This is a genomic window from Nocardia aobensis NBRC 100429 (genome assembly GCF_000308375.1).
GTDB lineage: Bacteria > Actinomycetota > Actinomycetes > Mycobacteriales > Mycobacteriaceae > Nocardia > Nocardia aobensis.
On record NZ_BAFQ01000033.1, the window covers coordinates 1 to 13,790 of the forward strand.

Genomic DNA, 13,790 nt, shown 5'->3' on the forward strand with positions numbered 1-13,790 from the left:
CGGCGGTAAGTGGAGCTACTACACCGACTGGCTGAAGGACGACCCGAGCCTGGGCCGCAACAAGTGGAAGACCTTCTTCACCGAGGAGCTGCCCCCGCTGATCGACGGCGCGCTGGGCACCAACGGCGTCAATGCCATTGCGGGTCTGTCGACTTCGGGCACCTCGGTGCTGAACCTGGCGATCGCCAAGCCGGGCCTGTACAAGTCGGTGGCCGCCTACTCCGGCTGCGCGGAGAGCAGCACACAGGTCGGCCGCGAAGCGGTGAAGCTCACCGTCAACACCTGGGGCGGCGGCGACGTGCGCAACATGTACGGCGAGGACGACAACCCGGCCTGGCAGGACAACGACCCGCTGCTGCACGCCGATCAGCTGCGCGGCGCGAACCTGTACATCTCCTCGGGTAACGGCCTGCCCGGCCAGTGGGACACCCTCAACGGCCCCTACGCCCTCCCCGGCGCCTACGGCTTGGGTAACCAGCTCGTCGTCGGCGGTGTGATCGAGGCCGCCACCAACTACTGCAGCCACGACCTGCAGGCGAAGCTGGACTCGCTGAACATTCCGGCGACCTACAACTTCCGCAGCTCGGGCACCCACTCGTGGGGCTACTGGCACGACGACTTTCTCGACTCGTGGCCGGTGCTGGCCCGCGGTCTGGGCATCTGACCGCCTCACCCGAACCACCGGATCCGCCTCGATCGCCCTCGCGATCGGGGCGGATTCACTCTTTTCGGGGGGCTGGCTCACTAAAAAGTTCGGTTGCCCGTAAACTATTTTTCATGGATGCGATCACCGTCGAATCCGGGCCGGCGAGCCGGAATCGGCTGCGTTCGCTCATGGTCCTGCTGGGCCCGGCGTTCGTGGCGGCGATCGCCTACGTCGACCCCGGCAATGTGGCCTCCAATATCAGCGCCGGCGCGCAGTACGGGTATCTGCTGGTGTGGGTGGTCGTCATGGCGAATGTGATGGCCGCGCTGGTGCAGTATCTGTCGGCGAAACTGGGCGTGGTGACCGGCCGCTCACTACCGCAGATCGTGCGCGAACGAGCCGGGCGCCCGGTCCGGCTGGCCTACTGGGGACAGGCCGAATTGGCCGCGATGGCAACCGATCTCGCCGAAGTCGTCGGCGGCGCCATCGCCTTGAACCTGCTGTTCGGACTGCCGCTGCTGCTCGGCGGCGTGATCACCGGCGTGGTGTCGATGGCCTTGCTGGCCGTGCAGAACCGCCGCGGACAGCAGCCGTTCGAGCGCGTGATCATCGGCCTGCTGGCGGTGATCGCGATCGGCTTCCTGGCCGGTGTGGTGATCTCGCCGCCGTCGCCGTCCGGCGTGGCCGGCGGGCTGGTGCCGCGTTTCGAGGGTGCGCAGAGTGTGCTGCTCGCCGCCGCGATGATCGGCGCCACGGTGATGCCGCATGCGATCTATCTGCACTCCGGCCTGACCCGCGACCGGCACGGCCGCACCGAGCCGGGCCCGCGCCGCAGCCGCCTGCTGCGCGCGACCCGGATGGACGTCGGCCTCGCGATGATCATCGCCGGTGCGGTCAATCTGGCGATGCTGCTGATGGCCGCCGCTACGCTCGGCGGCCGCGATATCGACTCGATCGAATCCGCGCATGCCGCGGTCCGCGAGGTCCTCGGTCCGTGGGCCGCCCTGCTGCTGGCCGTGGCCCTGCTGGCCTCCGGACTGGCGTCCACCTCGGTGGGCGCCTACGCCGGCGCGATGATCATGGACGGGCTGCTGCGCCGCAAGATCCCACTGCTGTTCCGCCGCGTGGTCACCTTGATTCCCGCTCTGCTCATCCTCGCCGCCGGCGTGGACCCCACCCGCGCCCTGATCGTCTCGCAGGTGGTGCTGTCCTTCGGCATCCCGTTCGCGCTGATCCCGCTGGTGCGGTTCACGAGTGATCGCGTCCTGATGGGCGCCGACGCCAATCATCGGGCGACCACCGCGGCCGCGTGGCTGATCGCCGCGGTGATCAGTGCCTTGAACCTGCTGCTGATCTATCTGACCGTCGCCGGGCAATAGCGGCCGTCACGCCGTCGTGCGTCGGTAATGCTCCGCGATCTCGTCGCTCGTGGTCACCCAGACGCCCGGATGATTGACCACGTAGTCGAGCGCCTCGTCCAGATAGCGGTGCCGGAACGCCTGGCCGGTGACGAACGGGTGCAGCGCCAGCGCCAGCACCCGGCCGCTGTCGGCGGAATCGGCGTAGAGCTGTTCGAGCTGGTCGCGGACCATGCGGACGAAGTCGGGGCCGGTGAGGCCCTTGCTGACGAAGATGCCGATGTCGTTCAGTTCCACCGAATACGGAACACTCAGCAGCCCGGGCACATTCAGCCGATAGGGCTGATCGTCGTTGGTCCAGTCGAGCACGTACTCGAGTCCCAGTTCGGCCAGCAGCTGCGGCGTGTGGAAGGTTTCGGTGAGGCCGGGTCCCATCCAGCCGCGGGGCCGGCGGCCGGTGGTCTTCTCGATGGTGGTGACGATATCGGTCAGGACCCGGCGTTCCTCGTCCAGTGACAGTCCGGTGTGCAGATGGCTGTTGCTGCTGCCGTGCGCGAGCCAATCCCAGCCGCGTTCCTTGCCGGCCGCGATGATCTGCGGATACCGTTCGCCCACATCGGAATTCAACAGGGCGCTGGCCCGGATCCCGTACTTGTCGAGCAGTTGGATCTGGCGCCAGATGCCCACCCGCGGGCCGTAGTCACGCCAGCCGTAGTTCAGGGCGTCCGGCGTCAGAGTGGTGGTGCCCTCGTAGGTCGCGGTGCCCGGCAGGTCGACGTAGAAATGTTCGATATTGAGGCCGACGTAGAACGCGACTCGTTTACCCTCGGGCCAGTGGATCGGCTCGCGCTCGGTGATGGGGGAGTAGTCGTACAGTGTGACGTCCGTGCTCATGCCGGTATCGTCGAACCTTGCCATACATGTGAAGGTCAATCGAAAGCCGTTGTGAGGTAGGGCATATGCGAATCGGCGAGTTGGCGGAGCGGACCGATACGTCCCGGCGGCTGTTGCGCTACTACGAGGAGCAGGGCCTGATCCGGGTGCGCCGCTGCGCCAACGGTTACCGCGACTACGACGAGCGTCTGGTCGATCAGATCCTGCACATCCGCGGGCTACTGGACGCGGGCCTGCCCACCCGGATCATCAAGCAGATCCTGCCCTGCCTGGACGACCCGCGCGACATCCATTTCGCCGACGCCACACCGGAAATCATCGCCACCCTCGAACACCAGCGCGACCGCCTGACCCAGCGCATCGACCTGCTCACCCGCAACCGCGACGCCATGACCGCCTACATCGGCGAACTACGCGGCTGCGCCCGCCCGGCGTCGTAGGCCGGCCCTTGGCGGCCGTATCGGCGGGCTCAGCTCGCCTGGGCCTGCTCACGTGCCTTGGATGCTGTCATCTGTCCGATCCGCTGGAAGGTGTATCCGGTGAGACTTGCGATGTCTCGCAACGGAATTCCCTGCTCGGCGAGTTCGACGGCCAGCGCCTGCGCCTCGGCCTGGTTCTCCCGCTCGATGCGCTCGATTTCGGCCCGTCCGGCGCGGATACGCGCGGCGCGTTCGTTGATATTGCGCACGCCACCGAGGTCATCGATCACCACCTCGATATCGATCGTGGAGGGGGCTACGTCGAGGGTGACGGTGACATAGTCCCGTGCCTCGTCCGCGACGTCGTCGAGTCTGCGTGCCTGGGTCTGTGCGTCCTCGCCGAGTGCGGGGATGGTCACCGCCCACCACCGGCCCTCGCGTCCGGTTACGTGTGCCTCGTATTTCATCGCCGTCTCCTCTCGGCAACTGCAGCCGTCGACCGCTTTCCGGATGCTCCGCACCACGCCGGCTCGGATCGTCGTATGCCCATCCGGAACAGTCACCGAATGTTGCCCGGTCGGACACTGCCACAGACTGTGACTGCCCTTGCCCTGGCGCTTACGGCTCCATCCCGAACGGATGAGTTCCTGGAGGATCGTCCGGGTCGGCTGTTCGCTGATCACCAGTGTTGTCTACTCATTGGACAATTACAAGTCAAATGAGTAGACGTGTCCTTGTCGAATCAGGCTCCTGTTTCCGCGGCGCGGCGGTAGCCGCGTACGGCCGGGTAGCCGAAGACGACGATCATGCCGAGGACCCAGGCCACCGTCTTCCACAGGGGTTCGGCGACCGGGCCGTCCCAGCAGAGGCCGCGCATGGCGTCGATGGCGGTGCTCATGGGCTGGTTCTCGACGATCGTCTGCAACCAGGTGGGGTAGGCGAAGACCGGGACGAAGCCGGAGTTGAAGAACATCAGCAGGGTGTTGATGATGCTGATGATGTTGACCAGCATCACGCCCTCGGAGACGGTGGCCAGGGCGGTCACCATCACCGCGAAGCCCACGCCGAACAGCACCGGGATGCTGATCATGGCCAGGGAGGCCAGCGGGCCGTTCCAGAAGCGGAAGCCGATGCAGACGCCGACCGCGATCACGAACAGCGTGGTCACCAGGACGCGCAGCGCCTCGGCCAGCAGCCGCCCGGTGAGCCCCGCGGCCCGGTGGATCGGCATGGTCCAGAAGCGGCCGAGCAGGCCGGTGTACTTCTCGGTTTTGAAGCCCAGCGCACTGACCACGGCTCCGGACATGGCCGCCACCAGCGTGATCAGCGGGACCGTGCCGTAGACGCTGGGCATGCCGGTGGCCGCGGTGATCGAATCACCGAGCACGATCCGGAACATCAGCAGCGTCAGGGCGGGGTAGATCAGCGTCTGAATGGTGGTCGCGGGGTCGCGCGCCCACACCATCAGCAACCGCTTGCATTGGATCAGGCTGTGCCGCGCCCAGGTCGCGACGGACCGCTCCGACCGCGGCGCGACCACCGGCAGCGGCGTCTGCCAGCCGAGAGTTTCCGGGGCGGTCTCGGTCGTTTCGATGGTCAGACTGCTCACGATCGCCTCACACTCGCCCACACCGCCAGCGGTACGAACGCCGCCGTCAGACTGATCAACCACACCAGCGGCACCCACAGCACATGCCAGCTCACCCCGCCCGCGGCCATATCCCGCAGCGCGAAGGAGAACTGTGAGACCGGCTGATTACGCGCGAACGGCCGAATCCACGCCGGGAATCCGGATTCCGGCACGAAGCCGCACGACAGCATGCCGAGGATCAGCGTCGGCAGGGTCAGTGCCTGACTCAGCGCCTCCGGACTCTTGGTGAAACTGCCCAGCGCGTCCGCGCCGATGGCCAGCACGGTTCCGACGGCCAGTGAGAACGCGCAGAACAGCACCGCCTGGCCGAGGCCGGCGGTGAACCGGAAACCGATCATGTAACCGAAGATCAACGCCGCGATCAGCGAGGTCACCGAGCGCACCAGACCCGCGCAGATACGCGAGATCAGCGGGACCATCGGTCCGATCGGCATGGTCTGCATCCGGGTGTGCAGACCGGTCATCGATTCGAAGGCGGCGATCTGCGCATTCGACATCATGGTGAACGACATGGTCTGCAGCACGATGATCGGCATCACGAACTGCGCGTAGTCGATGCCGCGGAACTGCATCACATAACGCAGCGGCAGATAGAAGCCGAGGGTGAACACCAGCGGCGTGATCACCGCGACGACCAGTTCTCCCTTGGTCGCCATCGTGCGCACGATCCGCCCGGTCAGCGCCCGCCACTGGGCGAAACTGGAGATCCGCGCCTCGGGCATCTGTGCGAAGAGGCGGGCCTCGGCGGCCACCGGCGCGCTCACTGAACTCCGCCGGAATGACCGGTGATGGACAGGAAGACGTCGTCGAGCGAGGGCCGCCGCAGCGCGATATCGGCCAGTTCCAGGCCCGCGGCGTCGAGACGGCGCACCGCCTCGGCCAGGGTGCTCGCCCCGTCCGGGGCGGGGATGGAGATCCGATCGCCGGCGAATTCGCGCCGCAGCGCCTCGGGCACCAGCTCGCCGAGCGCGGACACCGCCTTGCGCAACTGCGTCGGGTCCAGCGGGACCACCTCGCAGTAGCTGCCGCCGGTCTTCTCCTTGAGTTCGTCGGCGGTGCCCTCGGCGATCACCGTGCCCTTGTCGATGACGATGATGTTGTCGCTGAGAACGTCGGCCTCTTCCAGATACTGCGTGGTCAGCAGCACCGTGATGCCCTGCTCCTTGAGCGCGTTGACCAGATCCCACACGCCTTGGCGGCTGCGCGGGTCGAGGCCGGTGGTCGGCTCGTCGAGGAAGACCACCTCCGGCCGCACCACCAATCCGCAGGCGATGTCGACGCGACGGCGCATACCGCCGGAGTAGTGCCGCACCGCGCGCTTACCGGCGCCGACCAGGTCGAATTCCTCGAGCAGCGTGTCGGCGCGGCGACGCGCGTCCTTCTTGGGCAGGCCCATCAACCGCCCGAACAGTTCCAGGTTCTCGCGGCCGGAGAGATTCTCGTCCAGTGCGGCGTACTGCCCGGTCATCATGATCGAGCGGCGCACCCCGGCCGCGTCGGCGACCACATCGTGCCCGGCCACCGAGGCGCTGCCCGAATCGGGGCGCAACAGGGTGGACAGGATCTTGACGGTGGTGGTCTTGCCGGCGCCGTTGGGTCCGAGGATGCCCAGCACCGAGGCGCGCGCGGCGGTGAAGCTGATGCCCTGCAGCGCCTGGACCTCGCCGAAGGATTTGCGCACATCGTCGACCACGACGGCCGGATCGGTGCCCGATGCGGTCACGGCGGTATCGGCACCGGTGGTGATATCGGTGCTCACCCGAGACGCTGCCGCGTGGGTGTCTGCGCGAGACGCTGCCGCGTCGGTGTCTGCCCGAGACGCTGCCGCGTCGGTGCCGCCCGAATCCTCACGCGGTGTGTGCGATTCTGCGTTGTCCAAACTCGGCATCAATTCTCCACTATCGGCCGGGCCGCGACCGGATTGTCCGGAACGCTGATCTTTGTCCCGGTTGATGGATACCTTCCACCGGGCGCGATGTTACTTCGTCCGGCTGCGCGGCCGTCGGTGCCGCGGGCTCGGGGCGTCGACCGAGCCCCGGCGTTTTCCGCCGCGATAGTTTTCTACCGCGATCTGAAACAGGTCGTCGTCGAAACGCGTCGGCGGGTTCAATCTGTGGCGTTGCTCACACTTCCGTCGGCGAATCGGCCTCGATCACCATTGTCGCTGGTCCGGACGCGGACCGGGCGGTTCGTAGGATGTTCGTGGTTGTTGTCGCTCGCCCGGGACGCACCATAGTCTGACGACCAGGGGAGCGGTATCGATTCGTCCGCACCCGCCCGCGGCATCGTCGCCCGCCCGCTGCTGGTGCACACGTCGAACGAATGCCGAGGTCTCCGCCGGCGAGAGGGTGGCCAATGGCCGAGATGCTGAAGTCCCACGATCCACGCACCGGCGAGCTCATCGGCGAATATCCGATCATGGACGCGGCAGCGGTCACCGAGGTCGTGCGCGCCGCTCGATCGGCCGAGACCTGGTGGGCGGCAATCGGATTCGCCGGGCGCAAGCGCTGGCTGCTGGAATGGAAGCGCAGTATCGCCCGCAACGCCGGCGAACTGGCCGAACTGATCTGCACCGAATCGGGTAAGCCGCGCGTCGACGCCGCGATCGAGATCATGCTCGCCGTGGAACATCTGAACTGGGCCGCGCGCAACGCCGAAAAACTCTTGGGGCGAGGCAAACTCGCCTCGACCTGGCTCACCCGCAATCAGCGGGCCTCGGTGGGCTATCTGCCGCTGGGCGTGGTCGGAGTGCTCGGCTCGCCGAACAATCCGGTCTTCACCCCGATGGGCTCGATCGCGTACGCGATGGCCGCCGGCAACGCGGTGGTGTTCAAGCCCAGTGAGCTCACCCCCGGTGTCGGTATCTGGCTGGCCGACAGCTGGGCGGCGCTGGCGCCGAACAAGCCTGTCCTGCAGGCGATCACCGGAACCAGCGCGACCAGCGCCGAACTGTGCCGCGCCCGGGTCGACAAGATCGCCTACGCCGGCTCCGAGGCCGGTGCGCGCGAGGTGATCGAACTGTGCGCGCCCACGCTGACGCCCGTCGTGGTCGAGAAGGCCGGCAAAGGCACGATGATCGTGCACGTCGACGCCAAACTCGACACCGCGGCCGAGGCGGCGGTGTTCGGCGCCATGTCCAACGCGGGGCAGAGCCCGGCCGGTATCCAGCGGGCCTACGTCGCGGACTCGGTCTACGAACCGTTCCTGGAAAGGGTCGTCGCCCAGGCGCGTTCGCTGCGTCCCGGTGGCGATCGCAAGGCCTCCTACGGTCCGATGATCATGGATTCCCAGGTCGACGTGGTCCGCCGGCAGGTCAAGGATGCGATCGCGCGCGGCGGCCGGGCCGTGGTGGGCGGCCTGGAATCGATCCGCGAACCGTATATCGAGCCGATCGTGCTGACCGATGTGCCCGAGGACAGCCAGGCGATCACCGCGGAGGCGGTCGGGCCGGTGCTGATCGTGAATCGGGTGGCGAATATCGACGAGGCGATCGACCGCATCAACGCCGCCGATCAAGGCCTGGCGGTCTCGGTGTTCACCCGCGACGTGCGGGGTGTCGCCGACTTCGCCGAACGCATCAGAACCGGTGTGGTGACCGTGAATTCGACCATGGCCTACGCCGCCAACCCGGCCCTGCCCTTCGGCGGGGTCGGCGAGTACGGGCAGGGGCATACGCACGGCGAGGCCGGATTGCGCGAATTCAGCCGCACCCTGGCGATCGCGGAGAAGCGCTACCGGGCGCCGGTGGATCTGTCGAGTTTCGACCGGCACCCGCGCCATCTGCGGTTGACGCGGGCGATCTTCCGGATCCGCCACAGCCGGTTCTAGCCGCGGCCGGTTCCGGCGCCGCTACGCCTCGAGCTGTTCGCCCTGCGCCGCCTCCGGTGCTGAATTCCAGCCCAGCAGAACCGCTTCCATCAACGCGCACACCCGGGCGACATGTTCCGGCCGATTCTCGAAGCGCACGCGCCGCCCGACGTCGACGACCTGCGCGATGGCCGCATGGACGCGGCAGCGCGCCTCGGCCGGGTCGTCGTCGAGCAGATGCGCCCATTCGAGCACGTTCTGCCGCTGCACCGAACGCAGCTTCTGCTGTTCGGCCGCGGGCAGATTCGAGAATTCGGCGAAGTAGACCGGCAGGATCTCCGGCGTCGAGAAGGTCAGCCGTGCGAACCGCGCCGCGATGCGCAGCGCGGCGTCGGAGCGGCTGGTCGCCTCCGCCAGTGCCTCGGAATTCGCGATCGCGACGCGTTCCCCGGTGCGGTGGAACGCGGCGGCCAGCAGATCGGATTTACTCGCGAAGTAGCGGTACACGCTGGACGCGTTGATGCCGACCGCCGCGCCGATCTCCTCGATACTGGCCTCGTGATAGCCCTGGCGGCCGAAGATACGGATCGCCTCGGTGAGCAGCTGTTCGCGTTTGGAACTCAGCGGCAGCCCGCGCACCGGCGCCCCGCCGGCCGCGGGGTCGGGCAGCGGCGGCAGCTCGGTGTGCAGGAGCGACCAGCACATATCGAGCATCAGATCTGTCAGCCGCGCGTTGGACAGGGCCGTGCGGTGCGCGGTGATGCTGCCGATCACGCCCAGCATGCCCGTCGCGATCAGTTCCACGTCTGCGGGCGATGCCTCCGGCCGCAGCGCGGCGACCGCGGATTCGATCAGATCCTGCAGCTCGTCGTAGATCACCCGGATGCGCGCGCGGTCCTCGCGCTCGAGGTAGCGGCGCTCCCAGCGGTACAACCCGCCCTCGCGGCGCACATCGATGGTGTGCTCGGCCAGGGCGCGGATCAGCGCGGTGAGTCGCGATTTCGGATCGAGTCCGGGTGCGTCGGCGGCCTTGGCGGCGTCGAGCAGTTGCTGGGCGCCGGCCTCGGCGGCGGCCACCAGCAGTGCGTACTTGTTGGCGAAGTGGCGGTACAGCGCCGGTCCCGAGATGCCCACCTCGGCGGCGATCTCGTCCACGCCGACCGGGTGATAGCCGCGTTCACTGAAGGCACGGGCGGCGACCCGCACGATCTGTGCCTTGCGATTCTTCGGCCGACGCCGGGTCGTCGTGGTGGTACCCGGTCGCGCGGATGCGAGCCCGGCCTCGCTGCGATCCGCGACCATACACCTCTCCTTCTGCGTTTCGGCTCGTCGACGGCGCCGATTGGTTGACAGCGCCGGACAAGTCAACATAAGTTAACCACAATTCGCAAAGTTAACCATCATTCTCGTCTCGTCGCCAGCGGCGACGGCCCACCTGGGAGTAACCATGAGCGATCACGACCACACCCCCGGCCTCACCATCGTGCGGGACGATCGCGTTTTGCGGGTGACCATCGACAATCCCGGTCGCAAGAACGCCCTCAGCTACGACGCGATGATCGCCCTCGGTGACACGCTGGGGAATGTGGCCGAGGATCAGTCGATTCGCGTCGTCGTGCTGACCGGGGCGGGCGGTGATTTCTGCACCGGCGCCGACCTGGCCGCGGCGGCCGCCGAGAAGGAGCGGGGCATCACCCCCGAGATGACCATGGACGGCGCGAACCGGATGATCCGTTCGATCATCGACGCGCCGGTGCCGGTGATCGCGCGGGTACGCGGCGCCGCCGCGGGAATCGGTGTGGCGCTGGCACTTTCCGCCGATTTCACCTATGCGAGCGAAGAGGCCTATCTGCTGCAGGCCTTCATCAACATCGGCCTGATGCCCGACGGTGGCGCCGCCGCGCTGGTGGCCGCCGCATCCGGGCGGGCACTGGCCGCGGAGCTGGCGCTGCTCGGGGAGCGGCTGCCCGTCACCGAGGCCTATCGACGCGGCCTGCTGGCCGGGGTCCTGCCCGTCGACGAGCTCGATGCGAAGGTCGAGGCGGTCGCCGCCAAACTCGCCCACGGCCCGCGCCGCGCCCTCGAACTCACCAAGCGCACCCTCAACCGGGCCGCCCTGGCGTCGTTGGACGAGGCGCTCGCCGCCGAGAAGGCCGGGCAGGCGGAGTTGCTGCGCGGACCCGATTTCGCCGAGGGCGCCGCCGCGATGCTCGGCAAGCGCAAAGCGGTGTTCACCCACTAGGACGCCCTGGCCGCTAGCCGCCGGTGCTCCCGTCCTCCGGGAGCGCTGCGTCCAGCACCGGATCCGAGGTCGCCGCCGGATACTCGTAGCCCACCCAGCGGTTGCGATTCGCCCAGCCGACCAGATCGAATCGCCAGCGGAACGGCCAGGTTCGCGACACCGTCAGGAACAGCACCGCCCCGAGGGCCGCGTAGTCGTCGTGCGCCGACAGCAGCGCCCGCTGCTGGCGCGGGGAGGCGGTGAAGAAGGCCTCGAACATCGAGATCGATTGCGCGGTCGTCAGCCGCCCCAAGCCGTAGAGGCCGCGCATCCGCATCCAATACACCAGCCGCGCCTGCCACGGCCACAGCGCCGCGACCGGATCGGCGCCCGTGCGCACCGCGTCGACCAGCGTGTCGACCAACGCGAACGAATCGGCGACGCTGTAGCCGGTGCACGGATGCATCATGCCGCCGCGGGAGCCGAACGGCACCGGATCGTCGCCGCGCAGCGACCGGCGCATCGGCGGGGGCGGCTGATCCAGCGGATAGTGCGCGGCCTCGGACGGTTCGTCACCGCGCAGCCGGACGCCGTGCGCGGCGAGCCGATGCAGGGTGCGCCGGCGCAGTTCGTGCTGCGGCATGCCGCCGCGCAGGCCGAGACTGGTCTCCTCGAAGATCACCGTGCCGTCGCCGAGCGGGACCGCGTACAGGAACGAGGGCGGCTCGTCCGGGCCGGCGCCGTTCTCCTCGCGCCAATCCAGCAGCAGCCCTTCACCATCGGCGATCATCGGCGCCGCCCGGTCGGCATCGACGAAGATGCCGTGCGCGCTGGCGGTGCGCCGCGACCCCGGCGAAGCCAGTCCGCGGGTATCGACCACCGCGGCGGCGGTGACGGTGCCGCCGTCCTGCAATTCCACGCGATGAGCGTCGACGGAGGTAGCGCGCCCAGCCAGGACGGTGGCATCGTCCAGAGGAAGCGCGTCGCGTAGCCCGGGCTTGGAGAGTACGCAGTACGGCCTGTCGATTCGATGTGGCGTCTGCGTCCAGACGGTGGGCGCCTCGATGCGCTGGGCGATCGCGCTGTGCGGCAGCCATGCGGGAAGTTCGTCGACCCAGCAGGAGAAGGTCGGCGGCCACAGCCGCTCGGGCCGCGGATCCACCGCCACGACGTCGAGTCCCGCCCGCATCGCGCGGTGTGCGACGGCACGGCCGGTCGGCCCGAGCCCGACCACGCACAGATCGGCTCGACGGACATCCTGCGCACTCATGGCTGCATTCTCCCAGCCCGGCCCCGCATCGCCGCGCAGGCCGTGGACGTTACGCCCCGAAAACTCGTGGCGTAGCAATTCGCGTCGTGAAATGCGTTGGGACAGTTCATAACCTGAGACCACGGGCGCCGTCGGGGGGTGCTCGCGAACTGCTGGTGGCCAGGGAGAACGAGATGCGAAGATATCGATACGAGGGGCGAATTCCGCGGCGCAGATTCCGGCCGCGAATCGGTCCGGTCACCGCCGCCGTGCTCGCGGCGAGTGCGCTGATGATGTACCCCGCCACCGGTTTCGCCGATCCGGTGCCGTCCGGATCGGGGGGAGGGGAGTCGGCGATCGCCGGAGTGCGCACCGACGACGCGCGGCATCAGACCGTCACGGTCCATTCGGCGTCGATGGCCAAGGACATCGAGGTACAGGTCCAGCGCGCCGCCGATCAGACCACGCCGCGGCCGGTGCTGTATCTGCTGCTGGGCGCGGGCGGCGGCATCGACGGCGCCACCTGGGCGAGCCGCACCGATGCGTTGAATTTCCTGGCGGACAAGGACGTCAACGTCGTGACGCCGATCGGCGGCCAGTTCAGTTATTACACCGACTGGAAACACGACGATCCCTTTCTCGGGCGCAACAAATGGCGAACATTCCTGACCGAGGAACTGCCGCCCCTGCTCGATAAATTCCTGAATGCCAACGGTCGCAACGGCATAGCCGGATATTCGATGTCCGCGACCACCACATTGGCGCTGGCCGCCCTCACTCCCGGACTGTATTCCGCCGTCGGGTCCTACAGTGGCTGTGCGCAAACCAGCGATCCGATGGGACAGGAATTCGTGCGCCTCACGGTGAATACCTGGGGATGGTCGAATACCGACAACATGTGGGGCCCGACGGGTGATCCGGAATGGGTGCGCAACGATCCCTACGTGCACGCGGAAGGATTGCGCGGCAAGGCGATCTATATCGCCAACGGCACCGGCCTGCCGGGTCCGTACGACACCTACGGCGGCAAGTACTCGCTGCCGGGAGCATGGGGTTTCTCGAACCAGATCGTGATCGGCGGCATCATCGAGGCGGCCACCAACCTCTGCGCGCACAACATGCAGACGCGATTGGATTCGCTCGGCATTCCGGCCACCTACAATTTCCGGCCCACGGGCACCCACACCTGGGGTTATTGGCAGGACGACCTCGAACAGTCGTGGCCGGTTCTCGCCGGAGGCCTGGGATTGTGATCGATATCTCGAGCCGGAGGGGGCGATATGAAAATGCCACATCATCGCTGATTATTCGTGATAACAGGTGGCGGTCCGGGTGCCGGGAAATATCGTGCACTTCCCCTACCATGGGCTGCCATGAGTAGGGTGCGGTTCTCGGCGACAGCCGTGTTCTTTTGCGCCTTGGTCGCCATAATTACGGGCCAGGCGCCTGTGGTCGGCGCATATCCGGTGGAGGTTCCGCCATTGCCCGGCGCGAACGATTTCACCTGCCGGCCGACGCCGGACAAACCCTATCCGGTGGTGCTGG

Annotated in this window: 13 protein-coding genes and 1 pseudogene; 6 read left to right on the forward strand and 8 right to left on the reverse strand. The window is 67.6% G+C overall.

Annotation, left to right across the window (positions count from 1 at the left end; all coding sequences use genetic code 11):
* The coding region (locus RJ03_RS03825) for an alpha/beta hydrolase (RefSeq protein ID WP_036498144.1) at window positions 1-664 on the forward strand (664 nt) is incomplete at its 5' end.
* A 113-nt stretch (window positions 665-777) separates the two neighbouring features.
* Complete coding sequence (locus tag RJ03_RS03830; RefSeq protein ID WP_036498147.1) at window positions 778-2,025, forward strand: Nramp family divalent metal transporter; 1,248 nt, start codon at window positions 778-780, stop codon at window positions 2,023-2,025.
* A gap of 6 nt (window positions 2,026-2,031) precedes the next feature.
* Here RJ03_RS03830 and RJ03_RS03835 read toward each other — a convergent pair whose 3' ends face one another.
* On the reverse strand, window positions 2,032-2,898 hold the full coding sequence (locus tag RJ03_RS03835; RefSeq protein WP_036498157.1) for a polysaccharide deacetylase family protein: 867 nt from the start codon (window positions 2,896-2,898) through the stop codon (window positions 2,032-2,034).
* A gap of 65 nt (window positions 2,899-2,963) precedes the next feature.
* On the opposite strand from RJ03_RS03835, the gene RJ03_RS03840 reads away from it, so the two are divergent.
* Window positions 2,964-3,338, forward strand: a complete 375-nt coding sequence (locus RJ03_RS03840; protein ID WP_036498148.1) for a MerR family transcriptional regulator — start codon at window positions 2,964-2,966, stop codon at window positions 3,336-3,338.
* Between the two features lie 29 nt (window positions 3,339-3,367).
* On the opposite strand, the gene RJ03_RS03845 is transcribed toward RJ03_RS03840, so the two are convergent.
* The 5 genes and pseudogenes from RJ03_RS03845 to RJ03_RS03865 form a co-directional block, all read right to left on the reverse strand.
* Window positions 3,368-3,784, reverse strand: a complete 417-nt coding sequence (locus tag RJ03_RS03845; protein WP_036498158.1) for a hypothetical protein — start codon at window positions 3,782-3,784, stop codon at window positions 3,368-3,370.
* Between the two features lie 45 nt (window positions 3,785-3,829).
* Window positions 3,830-4,000: pseudogene (locus tag RJ03_RS35760) on the reverse strand (type II toxin-antitoxin system HicA family toxin); the annotation flags it as partial.
* A gap of 59 nt (window positions 4,001-4,059) precedes the next feature.
* Window positions 4,060-4,926 carry an ABC transporter permease gene (locus RJ03_RS03855; RefSeq protein ID WP_036498160.1) on the reverse strand — a complete coding sequence of 289 codons (867 nt, stop codon included), beginning with the start codon at window positions 4,924-4,926 and terminating at the stop codon, window positions 4,060-4,062.
* Window positions 4,923-5,690: an ABC transporter permease gene (locus RJ03_RS03860; RefSeq protein WP_083870587.1), complete on the reverse strand. Its 768-nt coding sequence runs from the start codon at window positions 5,688-5,690 to the stop codon at window positions 4,923-4,925. The genes RJ03_RS03855 and RJ03_RS03860 overlap by 4 nt, the downstream gene beginning before the upstream one ends.
* Before the next feature lie 38 nt (window positions 5,691-5,728).
* A complete protein-coding gene (locus RJ03_RS03865; RefSeq protein ID WP_281032264.1) occupies window positions 5,729-6,727 on the reverse strand; it encodes an ATP-binding cassette domain-containing protein in 999 nt (332 codons plus the stop codon).
* Between the two features lie 605 nt (window positions 6,728-7,332).
* Here RJ03_RS03865 and RJ03_RS03870 point away from each other — a divergent pair.
* Entirely contained in the window at window positions 7,333-8,796 is a 1,464-nt protein-coding gene (locus RJ03_RS03870; protein WP_083870589.1) for an aldehyde dehydrogenase family protein, read from the forward strand.
* Between the two features lie 21 nt (window positions 8,797-8,817).
* Here RJ03_RS03870 and RJ03_RS03875 read toward each other — a convergent pair whose 3' ends face one another.
* Entirely contained in the window at window positions 8,818-10,077 is a 1,260-nt protein-coding gene (locus RJ03_RS03875; RefSeq protein WP_051024269.1) for a TetR/AcrR family transcriptional regulator, read from the reverse strand.
* Window positions 10,078-10,222: 145 nt separating this feature from the next.
* Here RJ03_RS03875 and RJ03_RS03880 point away from each other — a divergent pair, with 145 nt between their 5' ends.
* On the forward strand, window positions 10,223-11,017 hold the full coding sequence (locus RJ03_RS03880; protein ID WP_036498154.1) for an enoyl-CoA hydratase: 795 nt from the start codon (window positions 10,223-10,225) through the stop codon (window positions 11,015-11,017).
* 13 nt (window positions 11,018-11,030) lie between these two features.
* Here the strand turns inward: RJ03_RS03880 and RJ03_RS03885 are convergent, their stop codons facing one another.
* Window positions 11,031-12,266: a lycopene cyclase family protein gene (locus RJ03_RS03885; protein WP_036498155.1), complete on the reverse strand. Its 1,236-nt coding sequence runs from the start codon at window positions 12,264-12,266 to the stop codon at window positions 11,031-11,033.
* A 173-nt stretch (window positions 12,267-12,439) separates the two neighbouring features.
* On the opposite strand from RJ03_RS03885, the gene RJ03_RS03890 reads away from it, so the two are divergent.
* Window positions 12,440-13,498, forward strand: coding sequence for an alpha/beta hydrolase (locus tag RJ03_RS03890; protein ID WP_036498156.1), 1,059 nt, complete (start codon window positions 12,440-12,442; stop codon window positions 13,496-13,498).
* The last annotated feature ends 292 nt before the right edge of the window (window positions 13,499-13,790 follow it).

Bases quoted from the DNA above. Each gene is read 5' to 3' on its own strand.
- RJ03_RS03835 (WP_036498157.1), bottom strand. From the start codon at position 2,898: ATGAGCACGGACGTCACACTGTACGACTACTCCCCCATCACCGAGCGC.
- RJ03_RS03880 (WP_036498154.1), top strand. From the start codon at position 10,223: ATGAGCGATCACGACCACACCCCCGGCCTCACCATCGTGCGGGACGAT.
- RJ03_RS03830 (WP_036498147.1), top strand. From the start codon at position 778: ATGGATGCGATCACCGTCGAATCCGGGCCGGCGAGCCGGAATCGGCTG.
- RJ03_RS03875 (WP_051024269.1), bottom strand. From the start codon at position 10,077: ATGGTCGCGGATCGCAGCGAGGCCGGGCTCGCATCCGCGCGACCGGGT.
- RJ03_RS03840 (WP_036498148.1), top strand. From the start codon at position 2,964: ATGCGAATCGGCGAGTTGGCGGAGCGGACCGATACGTCCCGGCGGCTG.
- RJ03_RS03860 (WP_083870587.1), bottom strand. From the start codon at position 5,690: ATGCCCGAGGCGCGGATCTCCAGTTTCGCCCAGTGGCGGGCGCTGACC.
- RJ03_RS03870 (WP_083870589.1), top strand. From the start codon at position 7,333: ATGCTGAAGTCCCACGATCCACGCACCGGCGAGCTCATCGGCGAATAT.
- RJ03_RS03885 (WP_036498155.1), bottom strand. From the start codon at position 12,266: ATGAGTGCGCAGGATGTCCGTCGAGCCGATCTGTGCGTGGTCGGGCTC.
- RJ03_RS03890 (WP_036498156.1), top strand. From the start codon at position 12,440: ATGCGAAGATATCGATACGAGGGGCGAATTCCGCGGCGCAGATTCCGG.
- RJ03_RS03845 (WP_036498158.1), bottom strand. From the start codon at position 3,784: ATGAAATACGAGGCACACGTAACCGGACGCGAGGGCCGGTGGTGGGCG.